This window comes from Pseudomonas sp. R151218B TE3479 (assembly GCF_053629195.1).
On sequence record NZ_JBRJHV010000001.1, the window covers coordinates 1,882,932 to 1,895,866 of the forward strand.

The 12,935-nt window shown below is 53.8% G+C and carries 13 protein-coding genes; 7 read left to right on the top strand and 6 right to left on the bottom strand.

What is annotated here, in order from left to right; genetic code table 11:
• Positions 1-212 precede the first annotated feature (212 nt).
• The 3 genes from AB7M32_RS08300 to AB7M32_RS08310 all read right to left on the bottom strand — a co-directional run bounded on the left by AB7M32_RS08300 (position 213) and on the right by AB7M32_RS08310 (position 4,194).
• The gene (locus AB7M32_RS08300) at positions 213-2,585 is read right to left on the bottom strand and encodes a TonB-dependent siderophore receptor (protein ID WP_454249632.1); all 2,373 of its coding nucleotides are present in this window, start codon (positions 2,583-2,585) and stop codon (positions 213-215) included.
• Positions 2,586-2,708: 123 nt separating this feature from the next.
• On the bottom strand, positions 2,709-3,692 hold the full coding sequence (locus AB7M32_RS08305; protein ID WP_454249633.1) for a DUF4880 domain-containing protein: 984 nt from the start codon (positions 3,690-3,692) through the stop codon (positions 2,709-2,711).
• Positions 3,679-4,194, bottom strand: coding sequence for a sigma-70 family RNA polymerase sigma factor (locus tag AB7M32_RS08310; protein WP_072411106.1), 516 nt, complete (start codon positions 4,192-4,194; stop codon positions 3,679-3,681). The genes AB7M32_RS08305 and AB7M32_RS08310 overlap by 14 nt, the downstream gene beginning before the upstream one ends.
• A 209-nt stretch (positions 4,195-4,403) precedes the next feature.
• Between AB7M32_RS08310 and AB7M32_RS08315 the strand changes: the two genes are divergently transcribed.
• The 6 genes from AB7M32_RS08315 (at position 4,404) to AB7M32_RS08340 (ending at position 10,937) form a co-directional block, all read left to right on the top strand.
• Complete coding sequence (locus tag AB7M32_RS08315; RefSeq protein ID WP_454249634.1) at positions 4,404-5,237, top strand: oxidoreductase; 834 nt, start codon at positions 4,404-4,406, stop codon at positions 5,235-5,237.
• Positions 5,238-5,259: 22 nt separating this feature from the next.
• The gene (locus AB7M32_RS08320) at positions 5,260-6,198 is read left to right on the top strand and encodes an AraC family transcriptional regulator (protein ID WP_060739244.1); all 939 of its coding nucleotides are present in this window, start codon (positions 5,260-5,262) and stop codon (positions 6,196-6,198) included.
• Positions 6,199-7,017: 819 nt separating this feature from the next.
• Positions 7,018-7,626 carry a hypothetical protein gene (locus AB7M32_RS08325; protein ID WP_454249635.1) on the top strand — a complete coding sequence of 203 codons (609 nt, stop codon included), beginning with the start codon at positions 7,018-7,020 and terminating at the stop codon, positions 7,624-7,626.
• 23 nt (positions 7,627-7,649) lie between these two features.
• On the top strand, positions 7,650-9,140 hold the full coding sequence (locus AB7M32_RS08330) for a hypothetical protein (protein ID WP_454249636.1): 1,491 nt from the start codon (positions 7,650-7,652) through the stop codon (positions 9,138-9,140).
• A gap of 307 nt (positions 9,141-9,447) precedes the next feature.
• The gene (locus AB7M32_RS08335; RefSeq protein ID WP_454249637.1) at positions 9,448-9,774 is read left to right on the top strand and encodes a hypothetical protein; all 327 of its coding nucleotides are present in this window, start codon (positions 9,448-9,450) and stop codon (positions 9,772-9,774) included.
• Between the two features lie 164 nt (positions 9,775-9,938).
• Positions 9,939-10,937 carry a DUF4238 domain-containing protein gene (locus tag AB7M32_RS08340; protein WP_454249638.1) on the top strand — a complete coding sequence of 333 codons (999 nt, stop codon included), beginning with the start codon at positions 9,939-9,941 and terminating at the stop codon, positions 10,935-10,937.
• A gap of 70 nt (positions 10,938-11,007) precedes the next feature.
• Here the strand turns inward: AB7M32_RS08340 and AB7M32_RS08345 are convergent, their stop codons facing one another.
• Complete coding sequence (locus AB7M32_RS08345; RefSeq protein WP_454249639.1) at positions 11,008-11,220, bottom strand: DUF4224 domain-containing protein; 213 nt, start codon at positions 11,218-11,220, stop codon at positions 11,008-11,010.
• Between the two features lie 158 nt (positions 11,221-11,378).
• Here AB7M32_RS08345 and AB7M32_RS08350 point away from each other — a divergent pair, with 158 nt between their 5' ends.
• Positions 11,379-11,552 carry a hypothetical protein gene (locus tag AB7M32_RS08350; RefSeq protein ID WP_454252112.1) on the top strand — a complete coding sequence of 58 codons (174 nt, stop codon included), beginning with the start codon at positions 11,379-11,381 and terminating at the stop codon, positions 11,550-11,552.
• Between the two features lie 361 nt (positions 11,553-11,913).
• Here the strand turns inward: AB7M32_RS08350 and AB7M32_RS08355 are convergent, their stop codons facing one another.
• Positions 11,914-12,231: a hypothetical protein gene (locus AB7M32_RS08355; RefSeq protein WP_072411086.1), complete on the bottom strand. Its 318-nt coding sequence runs from the start codon at positions 12,229-12,231 to the stop codon at positions 11,914-11,916.
• Positions 12,232-12,538: 307 nt separating this feature from the next.
• Positions 12,539-12,901: a DUF6124 family protein gene (locus tag AB7M32_RS08360; RefSeq protein ID WP_454249640.1), complete on the bottom strand. Its 363-nt coding sequence runs from the start codon at positions 12,899-12,901 to the stop codon at positions 12,539-12,541.
• Positions 12,902-12,935: the final 34 nt, after the last annotated feature.

Here is a 12,935-nt window from a genome sequence, read left to right on the forward strand (position 1 = left end):
CAACTGGTTGTTGGGACCTTCTGTCAGCAGGCTCAGCCCCTTGCGCTTCAGAACCAACTATTCAGATACAAAGTGGCAGTTGAATATTCTCTAAGTGCATGATTTTAGATGATTAATTTTTTTGAAATCGGAGGGTTTGAGCCCCTCCGACGGTTTTCGCCGTTCGATGACTGACCCACATCAGGCCGAGCCCCAATCATGACGGCCAGCTTTTACCAGTTGTAACTCAACTTCGCGGTCACTTCACGGCCCGGGTTGTAATAGTTCGCGGTCCCCGAACCGACCACATGTTGCTCATCCAGCAGGTTACTGACGTTAACCGCCAGGTCAGTGCCTTTGAAGAGTTTGTAGTTGAAGGCCGCATCGAAGAGCGTCGTGCCATCGCTGGTGCCGGTGTTGGCCGCGTCGAAGTAATAGGAGCCCACATAACGCGCGCCCAGGCCAACGCTGACATCGGTGTCGGGGATGTTGTAATAGCCCCACAGTGACGCGGAGTGTTTGGGGGCCGTGGCGAACTCATTCCCTTTGAGTGAACTGCCGTCGTACAAAGTACCGCGCAACACTTCGGACTCCATGTAGGAGTAGCCACCCACAAGGCTCAGGTTGGGGGTCAGCTCAGCCTTGGCTTCCAGGTCCAGCCCGCGTACCCGTGATTCGCCAACGGTTTGCTGCTCAATGACACCGCTGGGCAGTACGACGGCGATGCTGACGTTTTCCTGGGTCAGGTCGTAGACGGCCGCCGAGAACAGCGCGTCCATACCGATGGGGGCATATTTCACACCCACTTCATATTGCCTGCCTGTCTTGGGGACAACGCCAACCGTGGGGGGTGAGACCGACTCGACCATGCTGACGTAGGTGGACACTTCGTCGTTGACGATATAGGTCAGTGCGCCGCGATAGGAGGTTTCGGAGAAGTTATCCGATTCTTTTACGTTGTTGATGTCGGTACTGGACAGATCCAGCGAGTCGTTGCGCACACCGGCGGTGACGATAAAGCGCTCATAGAAGGACAGGTTCTGCTGCAGGAACACGGCCTTGGTTTTCGTGTCGAGCTTATCATTGCTGTAAGGCGCTACTCCGCCGGGCACACCCGTGAACACGGGGTTGGCCAGGTCGATGGAGCCTGTGGTGGCATATACGGAGCGTTCTTCGGTTGAAGAGTCGCCGTACTCCACGCCTACCAACGTACTGCTGTCGATGTTTTCGAAACGGGCATCGTATTGCAGCATCAAGTTGCCGTTCAGTTGCTCGGCGTCGCTGTCAGTGCCAAAGATATAACGCGGGACGGTAGTGCCGGTGCGGGTAGGGGAGTCGCTGAGGAACACATAGCCGAAATCATCGGTCAGTTCGCTGTAGCGCAGGTTGCTGCGCAGCACGAAGCCATTGTCGAAATCATGGCTGAAGGTGCCGCTGATGTTGGTGCGCTCGACATCGTGGAAGTTGTAGCTGGGCTCGCCGTAGAACTTGTCACGGTCGTATTCCTTGTCCAGCGGGTAACCGCCGCTGTTGGGCGAGCTTTGGGTTTTCAGGTAGTCCACGATCACCGAGGCCGAGGTGAAGTCCGTGGGGGACCAGGTCAGGCCGCCCATCAAGAACTTGTTGTCGTCCCGCGAGTGGTCGTACTCGCGATCGCTGTCTTGCATCTTTGCCGTGAAGCGACCGGCCACGGTTTTTTCTTCATTCAGCGAGTCGCCGACATCGATGCCGGTTTCGACATGGTCGAAAGAACCGTAGGTGACGTAGCCCTGGCCGAACTTGTCGAAGCGCGGCTTCTTGCTGACAAAGTTCACCGAGCCGCCCGGGTCGGCCGGGCCGAACAATGTGGAGTTGGCCCCGCGTATCACCTCGACGCGCTCATAGGCGAAAGGTTCTTCGCGCACACCGCGCATCGAACCCAGGGTCAGGCCGTCCCGATAGGTCGTGGCCTGGAAGCCGCGGATCTGAAAGTAATCGTTGCGGTCGTCAGTGCCGTAATAGTCGGTAATGACCCCAGGCGTGTATTGCAACAGTTCTTCGGTCGTGCTCGCGCTGCGTTGCTTCATTTCCTTGTCGGTGACCACGGAAACCGAGGCGGGCGTGTTGAGGATGCTGGTGGCCACCTTGCCGCCGACCCAGAGTTCCTGGGCGACCACCGAGTTGGGGTCTTCGGTTCCGTCTACCCTGGCCTTGGCGTTGACGAGGATGGGCGCGAGGCGATAGTCCTCGAGTTCGGCATCTGCCTTGGTTTGCGGCGTCAGCAAGTAAGCGTTCGGGCCTTGCTGCTGTATCTCTATGTCGCTCCCCTGCAACAACGACGACAGCGCTTCGGGCGTAGCGAGTGTGCCGCTCACGCCCCGGGTATTGCGGTTCGCTACGCTTGAAGCGTCGAAGGAAAGACTGATACCCGCCTCGCGGGCAAAGCGGTCAAGCGCCGGTGCCAGGGGACCGGCGGGAATATTCCACTGGTGCACCGGGTGGGTCTGCTCAATGGTCGAGGGCTGCGCCAGGGTGGGTAGCGCATAGCTGCTGACGATGACGCCGAAGACCGCACCGTGGATGGCACGATTCAGTAGATGACGCTGGGGAACCGGGGACGCACTCATTAACTCGCTCCGTGGAAAGGGGATCGGCAGATCGGCCTGTAGGTCGGCCTTTTCTTACATGCCGAACGAGAATGAGAAATCACCTCATTTTTATTTGATGTTGATAGGCGGCGAAGAAAACACTTAGCTGGCGGCGCTCAACGTCACCCAATATTGGGTCCGATAATCGATCCGCAGGTGCAGTGACTGCGCAACCAATGCCAGCACCTGGTCAGTGTCGGCGAGCTGAAAGGTGCCGGAAACCCGCAGGCCCGAGACTTCCTCGGCGCAGCGCAACAGGCCGGGGCGATAACGCGACAAGGCCCCAATGAAATCACCGAGGCGCATATGGCGTGCGCTGATCACCCCATCGCTCCAGCTCCATACATCCAGGCCGTTATCCTTGAACTCACGAACGCCATTTGAGGTGAACAGCCGCTGATTGCCGGCCTGGACCGTGTTGGTATCCGCAAGGGTTTGAGTGGATCCAGGAAATACGCTGACTGCGCCGCGCTGCACCGAGATGAGGGTCCCGTCGTCACGCTCATACGCGAGGAACCGGGCATCCAAAGTGCTGATCAATCCGTCGCGCGTTTGCACCCAGAACGGACGCGGTTGAGCCGAGCCCGCATCGGCGCCGGTATTGACGATGATTTCGCCGCGCCGCAGAACGATCAGTCGCCGCTGTGGGTTGAAATAGCTGTCGACCGCACTGTCGCTGTTGAGCTGGATAAGGCTGCCATCATCGAGTTGGAAGCGCTTTCGCTCGCCGGTCTTGCTGTGCTGCTGGGCCAGCATGGCCGGCAGCGGTGTGTAGTCGCGGCCCAGCCAGGTCGCACCACCCAAGGTGGCCAACGCACCCAGTAGCTTGAGGCTTTGGCGCCGATGCAGGCCTGAGCGGGCGCCCTTGAGGGTGTGCCGGGCCAAATCAGGTGGCACGCCCGCGAAGTCATCGCCAAGCGCTTCCACACGCTGCCACGCTAACCGATGTTCCGGACGCTGCTGCAGCCAGTGCTCGAAACTGCGCTGGGTCTGCTCATCGGCAGGATTGAAGCGCAGGCGTACCAGCCAGTGGATCGCCTGATCGACCACCGCCGGATCCAGCGCTTGCGCTTCACTGTTCGGCATAACGCGAGCGATAGCAGTGTTGCAGGGCCTTGGCCAAGTCGCGTTCCACCGTGGAGCGGGAAACACCCAGTTTTTCGGCTATTTGCTGGCATGTCCAACCGTCGAGCTGGGCCAACAGAAACGCCTCGCGCACCCTTGGCTTGAGCAGGTCTAGCAGGCGGTCGATCCGCTCGAGGCTGTCAAGAATCAGCAAGCGTTCTTCTTCAGAGGGGGCCGCTTGTGGAGGGAGCAGCGCGAGGCTCTCGAAGTAGGCGCGTTCGAGCTCGCGACGGCGATACCGATCGATCATCAGCCCACGGGCGATGCTGCTCAGATAAGCCCGGGGTTCGCGCAAGGGGCTCAATTGACGCGATTTGAGCAGACGTACAAATGTGTCCTGCGCCAGGTCCGCCGCGCTTTCGTGACAGCCGATGCGCCGGCTCAGCCAGCTGTGCAACCAGGAATGGTGGCTGCGATAGAGCAGGGTGAGGTCGGCATTGCCCAGTGTGTCGTTGCTGCGCATCAGCATCCCGGAAACATACATAATTGATAATGACTCGCATTATATTCAGGCGGCTGACGTCAGTGCAAATGTGTGGGAGCCGATGCGCCAGACGGGTCCTGGCATCCGAGTCCTGATAGGAATAGGCAATGCTGCAAGGCAAACCGGCATAGGTGGCGAGGTTCTGCGTCGCTAGCATGGCCTCGTTCCCACTTTATTGGAGGCTCACCATGAGCAGCAGAAAAACCCTATTCATCACCGGCGTCAGCAGCGGCCTGGGCAATGCCCTGGCGCGGGAAGCGCTTGCGGCGGGCCATCGGGTGATCGGCACCGTGCGCAGTGACGCGGCATTGCAGGCTTTCGAGGCACTGTCCCCGGATCAGGCCCATGGCGTGCTCCTGGATGTCACCGACTTCGAGCGGATCGACAGCGTCGTCGCCGCCACACAAGCCAGCCACGGCCCGGTCGACGTACTGGTCAACAATGCTGGCTATGGCCATGAGGGCATCTTCGAAGAGTCACCGTTGGAGGAGATGCGCCGCCAGTTCGACGTCAACGTGTTCGGCGCGGTGGCGGTGACCAAGGCCTTCGTGCCCTATTTCCGCGAGCGCCGCGCCGGGCATATCCTCAACATCACCTCCATGGGTGGCACCATCACCATGCCGGGCATTGCCTACTACTGCGCGAGCAAGTTTGCGCTGGAAGGTATCTCCGATACGCTGAGCAAGGAATTGCTGCCGTTCAACATCTTCGTGACCGCCGTGGCACCGGGCTCGTTTCGCACCGACTGGGCGGGACGTTCGATGCAACGCACCCCGCGAAGCATTACCGACTACGACGCCAGTTTCGACCCGATACGCAAGGCGCGAGAAGAGAAAAGCGGCAAGCAGCCGGGTAACCCACAGAAGGCGGCCGAAGCGATGTTGCAACTGATCGACAGCCCGACACCGCCGGCCCACTTGCTGTTGGGCAGTGATGCCCTCAGCCTGGTGCTCGACAAGCTGAGCCGTGTTGCCAGGGAGATCGATCAATGGGAAGCGCTGAGCCGTTCGACGGACGATTGAATGGCAAGCAAGAGGCACGTCAATGACCCAGGTTGATGCCTGCACCGCGCGCATGGTGCGGTTGATGGAAAAGCTCGCACCGGTAGAGGGCTACAACCTCAGCGCACTGGAAGACATCCGTTTTCTGCGGTCGAACCGACCGCTGACGCGCACGCCGGTGTTGTATGAGCCCGGCATCGTAATCCTGTGCCAGGGGCGCAAGCGCGGCTACCTGGGCGACGACGTCTATGTCTACGACGCCCAGCATTACCTGGTGGTGTCTGTCCCGGTTCCCTTCACCATGGAGACCGACGCCAGCGCCGCGGAACCCATGCTGGCGGTCTACATGCGCCTGGACCTGCAACTGGCCAGCGAGTTGATGTTGCAAGTGGACGAAACCCTGGGCCCCAGCGATGCACAACCCAAAGGCATGTACGCCTCGCCCATGGACGACTTGCTGCGCACCTCGACGCTGCGTTTTCTGGAGGCCATGAGTCGCCCGGGCGAAGGGCAGATCCTGGGACCTTCGCTGATACGGGAAATCTACTACCGGATCCTGACCGGCGAGCAGGGCGGCTCGATGCGCGCCGCGCTCAGTCGCCAGGGGCACTTCGGCAAGATCACCCGGGCGATACGCAAGATCCACAGCTGCTACCACGAGCATCTGGACGTCGAAACACTCGCCCACGAAGCCAACATGAGCATCCCCAACTTTCACCTGCACTTTCGCAGCGTGACGGACTCCACGCCCATGCAGTACTTGAAATCGACGCGCCTGCACCAGGCGCGATTATTGATGCTGCGCAACACCATGAGCGCCTCGACGGCGGCGTTCAACGTCGGCTACGAAAGCGCCTCGCAATTCAGCCGCGAGTTCAAGCGCCTGTTTGGCCGAACGCCCCAGGCGGAGATTGAATGGATGAAGGCGACTTATGCGTTGCCGGCGCCTGCCGGGCCGTCCATCTATGTGTCGTCGCATTAGGGGGCGCCGGTTGGTATTCGGGGAATGGGTGCTAGGGGTGGAATATCTAATGAGCGGAACTGGAGATGCTCCTATGAAAGTTCAAGGAGGCTGAAGCCATTGATTCAGTGGATTTCAGGCACAAAAAAAGACGTCCGTGGACGTCTTTAGATGATGAAATGGTGGGCCGGGGTAATTTGAATTGATCGGGTATCTAGCTGATTTTTCTGGATAAATTCAGTTGGATTGTTTTTGTTGGAATACTTTATGGAATACCTTTGCTCAAGGGGACATCTGTGTAACCAATGATGACTCGAATGGCATTCCTTGTGAAAAACTAGTTTTGTGTCTCCGTAGCCTGAAGTAGGCCTGCGCAACGGCACTTGGGTAACAGAGCGTAAATGGCACAGTCGTCGACGTTCGACTTCGTCCGCTCACGGCCAGAAGCGGACCTCCACCCTCCTAAGGGGAAGGTTGGCAGTTCGAACCTGCCCTGGGACACCATATTTTTCAATCCTTTCGGACCAGGAAGGTCGTTTTCTTCTCATGCGGTGACAGCAGCGTGACAGCAAACTAGATGCTCCTGGTTACTCCTCTCTATACTTCTGCTGAGATTTCTTCCCTATTTTCAGCTCTCAGACCCTGACGACGCTGAAATTGAATCAGTCCTTCTGCGCCGTGGCGGGATAAACAAAGCGCGCGATTCGCAGCTTGTTGCGGATTGACAGCATTACCCTACAAAACGCCTGATCCTTCCTTCTTGTGATTGCAAAAAGCCTCTATTGGTCTAGAGTTTATAAATCGAGCAAAAAAAGCGATTTTTTGTCTAGGGGGTCAAGGATGCCGAGAATTTCTCTCACCGACGTTGTAGACATTATTTCCAAGTCGGGAACTCCCAAGGCAACAAAAGTCAGTCAAATAAAATATCGCCAATCTTATTCTCCTCAGACTGACTTCTATAAGGCTCTCAGGGAAGGCATTGTTTCAGTTCACCAGAACAGTCATTCGAAAAAAGAACTTTACGAAATTCTGAAATTTCTCACTGATGAAAAAAAGATAAAAAATTATCCGAAAGCCATCCAAGGTTACGAGAAGTGGTGGGGGAAAAAGAATATTGCTTGGAGTGCGCCGTTCAGTTCGAATTATAGCTTTCAAGGTATTGATATTGGAATTAATCCGGAGCTAGGTCTCGTCATTGAAGGCGAGCCGTTTCTAATAAAACTGTATCTCAAAGATGAGCCTCTGCAAAAGCTCCGCATAGATATTGTCCTAGCGTTGATGGTGACCGCACTATCTGGGGGGGCAGTTGCAGACTGTAAAATGGCGGTGCTTGATGTCAGAAATGGAAAGTTATTTTGCAGTTCTAATGACTCGGTTTCGCAAGCGAAACTAATGAAGATGGTTAATGCGGAGCTGGCATACGTGTCTGCGCTTTGGGATCAAATATAGTTCTCAAGATTATTCAGTAGTCGATGAGTTCTCAAAAAGCGGTCAGTGTTTTCTGGTGGATTAAGGGATTTATGAAATTATCGAAGCGCTTCAGTCTTTCAAAAACTCAGTTTGAACTCGATTTTGTGGATATTGATACTGGTCTTGATACTAGGCTATTTGTTGATCCTTATTTGTTAGGACTTAGGCCGGATCGCTGGTCAATGAAGGCATCTAGTTCTGTGAGATCTTTTTTCTCACATTTTTTAGATCTTGTTCGTGAAGGAAAGGATGAAGATGCTTTTGAGTTGTTTTCCCATCTTCATGAACCAAATGAAACTTGCTTGGGGCTTTCTTCGGGTAAGCCTAGAGGTAATGGCATTGGAAGTGAAGATGCAAAAAAATTATTTGAAAGCATAATGGGCAGCAAGGCGATAAAGTCTGGAAAAATTACTGATTTAGAGGACTTCAGGTTATTCATCCCAGGCATTGGGAAAGATAAGGTATCTGACATGACTACCAACCTCATTAGGGGGAGTCTCATTGCCTACACGCAAGCTCAGTGCAAATTACACGGCATTGCTTTGACTGCTGGTGTGTCTGCGGGGCCGATCTGGGATGCCTCTAAGAAAAAATGGACTTTTTCTCATGAGGATACATTACTGGTGGAGGGGAAGAAGATCCTTCTAACACCGAAAGGTATCGTTTCTTATAGCAAGGCTTATGCACCTGAGAACTACTACAATATGCACGTGCTGGAGTATCTTCAGCACGAGCATATAAGGTCTGGCAGTATATGGGTTGAGCACCGTAAAGATGGGACTCCCTATATATCCAAAAAGAGCTTAAAAGAGAATTTCGTTAAGAAGTTCAGCAAAGAGTGGCTGTTTGAATTTACAGAAAATCATCCGTTGGTTTTTCAGTCGTTCAGAGAGCAGCAAGCGGAACAGGTAAGACCTCTACCATCTGACTCAATTGATACCGAGTTGAATTTAAATGTTGTGGTTGATCACTTGATTTCTAGACTTAACGCTATCAAGCAAGGTGCTGCAACTGCTTCGGAGTACCACAAGACCATAGTTGGTGTGCTGGAGATGTTGTTTTATCCGAGTGCATCTTCTCCAGTTCTTGAGGCCGAGATCAATCAAGGTAGGAAGAGGATCGATATATACTTTGAAAATTGTGCTAAGGAAGGCTTTTTCTACAATCTCCATATGATTAATAAAATCCCTTGTCCGTATGTGATCATCGAATGCAAGAATTATACTAAGGATATACAAAATCCTGAGCTCGATCAGATGATCGGAAGGTTGACTGTTAATCGCGGCATGCTTGGGATCATAACTTGTAGGGGAATATCTAAAAAGGATCTGTTCATTGAAAGGTGCAGGGACTCATTCAAGAATGGTCACGGCTTGATAATACCGTTAACTGACGCTGATTTTATTGTTGCACTTGAAGGTCTCAAGTTTGAAAAGAAAACTCCTCTTGAAGATATATTGAACGATATAAAAAATCGAATAATAATGTCTTGAATGTGGTAGACCCCGCAACATGCGGCATGTAATCGCTTGACGCGGGATGTTCATGATGTTGATGAGCATCCCGTAGCTGTTTTTGTTCACGCCGGGGAGGGATGTAAAAAAGCACTCACTGCAACAGCTGCAATCGAATGCTTAAAAAAAACGCCATGGAAAAGCACTTATCCCCCTCCCGCCGACGCGCTTCGTGTGAGTTTTTATTGCAAACACAGGTGTAGTGCAAACCATCCTCCAGCCCAGGCGGGCCGTGGGGCCTCCCAGGCAATCGTCAATTTCATTTTGTGCAAAGTTTTGAAAGAAAATGACAAACCATTACACAGACAGCGCCCCCTTCAAGGCGGCGTTTCAAGTCACCAAACCCAATGGCAATAGGGGGGCGGCGGAGTTTTCTCAAAGTGAACGGCTTGTTTTCTTGGGGTTCACGCTTATGAAGTGGGAGCACACGGAAAGCGTGCAGGCCTTATGGTGCAAAGCTTCCAGCCTGGTCTGGCTGGTTATTTCATTTTCACTTCTCGACATGCAAGTGCTTGCGGGGGCGTTTGCGTCATTGCATGGACGTGATCGCATATTTGCGTTTTCACTGACCAGTCAATTGCATTCGTGGCGTCAACCCTTTGCATCCCCTTAACGAGAACACGCGGTAGTAATGACTAGCAGAGAGCGGCCTGACACCGACGCTAAGTTGGCCAGTCAGCAGGCGAGCTGTCATCCCCAGGTAGGTACAACGAATGGCTTGACGGGAGCTTCGTAGGCTGAGAGCTTGCGAGCCAACACCATATGGAACGGACGCCCATGTCGCGCAAAGACCTCGAAGCCAAGAAGCGTCACCATTACGTTTGGGCGAAATATTTGACCCGCTGGGGAAGCGGCACGAATAAAGTTTTCTACACCACGAAGACTGGCAAGATTGCCCACGACAGCGTGCGAGCCATAGCTGCTGACGACTATTTCTACAAGACCACTGCGCTTACCAACATGCACGTGGAAGTGATTAAAGGCTTCTCCAGAAAAAGCCCTGACCGTCTTCATCAGCAGCATGTGTCATACCTCAATGACTTCCTGAGGATGCAGCACGCTGAGGCTATCTATCGTGAGTCTGGTGTGCAGAATCAAGAAGCCGAGCTGCATCTTCATGCCATGAAGTGCAACCTGCTGGAGAATCTTCACGCATCCCACGAAAAAGGGGCACTCACTGTGTTGTCCGCGCTTGCTGATGAGCAACTTGATGTACTGCAAGATGACCAGCACATGATTGAGTTCATGATGTTCTTTGGACACCAGATCTCCCGCACGAAGCCTTTCCGAGATGGCGTGATCAAGGCTCAACCCCGACGCAACGCTCTAGAGATTGAAGTGGCCGACGCGATGGCGCACGCCTGGTGGTTTCTAAGCTATATGTTTGGGATGAGTATCGGATTCAACCTGTACGCGAGTCGCCAGAATGATAGGCATGCGTTATTGGTAAACGACACCAATGTGCCTTTCATTACGTCAGACCATCCTGTCGTCAACGTGCACCCGTGTGTCTCAGAGACAGAGTTCGTCGCACCTGAACATGCTGATTTTTACTATCCGATCTCTCCGCGAATCGCCTACATAATTTGCGATTCCGAACGGTTCACATCGGGCAAGAATTGGGTTGATGAAGACACCGTGGTGGAGCTCAATGCCAAGGTTGCAGCTCAATCGATGGTGCATATTATCGGTGATACCGAGAAGGCCATTCGTCCCTTCCAAACGCACATCGGGAGACGGTACCGGAGAACTTTTGAGGGTCGTGTTACGGTCTGACCGACCGCACGCTTTTCCCTGATCAGGGGGAGGGCTGCGTAATTCGCATAGGATGGTTTCCCTTGATGCCTCATAAAATATCGGCGTTGTAGCGTTCGCTGTTGGTCGCTGTGATGCCGCCTGCATAGTCAATGAGATCAATCGTTGTCCATGGCCCACAGCGACCTCGGAAGAATCGGATGCCCTGTTCGGCAAGTGTCTTCTCGACATCATAGCGGCGCTGGTAGCCGGTAATACGTTGGAGATCTGCAAATACCAAGACGTTGTCCACGTGGGAACTCATAGCGTATACCTCGTATGTGAAGCGCCCCAGGCAGCCTGGCGCTGCGACTGGGGCGAAGTTATCTGGAAGGATGAGTCACAGGGCATCTATGGAGCACCACTTGCCAGGATTTTCCTGCCAAGCAATGATTGCTGACTCAAGCCATCCAACCCGACCTGGTGAGATACGGACTGGCTGCACGATACCTGCGAGAAATTGATGAAATCAGAGACCTACACGGGCTGCCTGAAGACGCACCGCGTCACCCAAATTTCGCCTCTGGTGTTCGTTGGCCGCTTCTAAACGCGTGCGAACCGGCTGAGGGAGCTACTGACGCTTCGCCCACAACTTGAACCTAAATACGTGTTCTCGATACCGAATTTGAGTCAAATGACCGCTGTGGAAGCTAAGCGCGAGTGACCGCTTCTGGCCGACAGCGGTCGCTTGCTGATGTCCACTTATGGCCGACTTCGGCCGGTCGAGAGCTGCTATTGCGAGAATCATAAGGGCCGCTGGCGGCGACTCTAGCCTTTGTCCATCCGCGGCCCCCAGCGGCGGGGGCCAGGCCGACTTCCTTCCTTTAGCCTGGTCAATCCCTGGTTGATGCTGCCCGCCTTTTCACCACATGTACCCATATACCGCTGAAGAAGTCGCAAAAAAACCACCTATCGAATGACAGGTGGTTTTGATGGTTCCAGTAATCGCTGAGGAAAACTATAAGAAGACTTTCATCGCCCCGATCAAGATGCCGATTGTGACTGCGAGCATGGAAGCCATGCGAATGGATAACTTGAGATCAGATTTAGCGATCTCTGCAGTCAGCCGGTGATCAATTTTAGATATCTCGGAAGTCAGCCGATGATCAGCTTTAGCCAACTCAGTAGTCAGTCGCTGCTCTAGATTGGTGAGATCACTTTTCGTAGCGAGTAGTGTGAGCATGTCAGATTCCAATGCTTGGATAACGGCTTCAGCTTTGAGCTCAGGCACGTCGATTGCGCGCAGTGCCTGATACATCGCCAGTTCCATTTTCATTAAGGCCTCCTGAAACAAAAAAAGGCCTTCCCCACGACGGGAAAGGCCCGTCGTGGGTGGGAAAGTCATGCTTCCATCGACATCAAGTAAAAGAAAGGGGACAGATTTATTTTTTCAGACAATAAATCTGTCCCCTTTTTTGTTTTTGCACGGCCCCTTTTTCCAGTCCCCTTTCCAAGGTCCACGATTCGGGTATGAAGAGCGATTAGTGGCGGAGCGTTGAGGTTTTTAAAATCCAGCCATTCGCCCTGCAGAAGAACGAAAAACCCGGCGCAAAATGCCGGGTTTTTCGTTGGAAACAGTTTACCTACGGCCTCGGCTCCACATTATCCAACACCTGATTGGCCAACAACGAACTCAGCTCAATCAACTGCTGAATCCCCAGCGCCAAATGGCGCCGCGAGCCTTTCAGGTCGAACGCCAGCTCAGCAACCATCGCATCGGCTGAAGCCAGCGTTTCACTGAGGTTGGCGAGCAGACACTCGTTATCGAGGCCTTTCACGACGGTGAAGAGCTGACCCGGTTTGGGGTCGTCTTGAGATTTTTCCGATTTCGGTAGCAAGTAGTGATCGAGCACGCGTTTGGTGGTTTCGTCTTGCTGCTTAGCTTTGGATTTTGCGGATTGTGCGGTGGACCCTGATTCTGGTGGGTTCGGAGTTATTTTGAACATAAGCTTCGGTTCCTGATGTAATGCCGACACCCCG

Excerpts from the sequence above, each read along its gene's own strand:
- AB7M32_RS08305 (WP_454249633.1), bottom strand. The coding sequence starts at position 3,692 with ATGCCGAACAGTGAAGCGCAAGCGCTGGATCCGGCGGTGGTCGATCAG.
- AB7M32_RS08320 (WP_060739244.1), top strand. The coding sequence starts at position 5,260 with ATGACCCAGGTTGATGCCTGCACCGCGCGCATGGTGCGGTTGATGGAA.
- AB7M32_RS08360 (WP_454249640.1), bottom strand. The coding sequence starts at position 12,901 with ATGTTCAAAATAACTCCGAACCCACCAGAATCAGGGTCCACCGCACAA.
- AB7M32_RS08315 (WP_454249634.1), top strand. The coding sequence starts at position 4,404 with ATGAGCAGCAGAAAAACCCTATTCATCACCGGCGTCAGCAGCGGCCTG.
- AB7M32_RS08310 (WP_072411106.1), bottom strand. The coding sequence starts at position 4,194 with ATGCGCAGCAACGACACACTGGGCAATGCCGACCTCACCCTGCTCTAT.
- AB7M32_RS08335 (WP_454249637.1), top strand. The coding sequence starts at position 9,448 with ATGACAAACCATTACACAGACAGCGCCCCCTTCAAGGCGGCGTTTCAA.
- AB7M32_RS08355 (WP_072411086.1), bottom strand. The coding sequence starts at position 12,231 with ATGAAAATGGAACTGGCGATGTATCAGGCACTGCGCGCAATCGACGTG.
- AB7M32_RS08330 (WP_454249636.1), top strand. The coding sequence starts at position 7,650 with ATGAGTTCTCAAAAAGCGGTCAGTGTTTTCTGGTGGATTAAGGGATTT.
- AB7M32_RS08325 (WP_454249635.1), top strand. The coding sequence starts at position 7,018 with ATGCCGAGAATTTCTCTCACCGACGTTGTAGACATTATTTCCAAGTCG.
- AB7M32_RS08300 (WP_454249632.1), bottom strand. The coding sequence starts at position 2,585 with ATGAGTGCGTCCCCGGTTCCCCAGCGTCATCTACTGAATCGTGCCATC.
- AB7M32_RS08340 (WP_454249638.1), top strand. The coding sequence starts at position 9,939 with ATGTCGCGCAAAGACCTCGAAGCCAAGAAGCGTCACCATTACGTTTGG.
- AB7M32_RS08345 (WP_454249639.1), bottom strand. The coding sequence starts at position 11,220 with ATGAGTTCCCACGTGGACAACGTCTTGGTATTTGCAGATCTCCAACGT.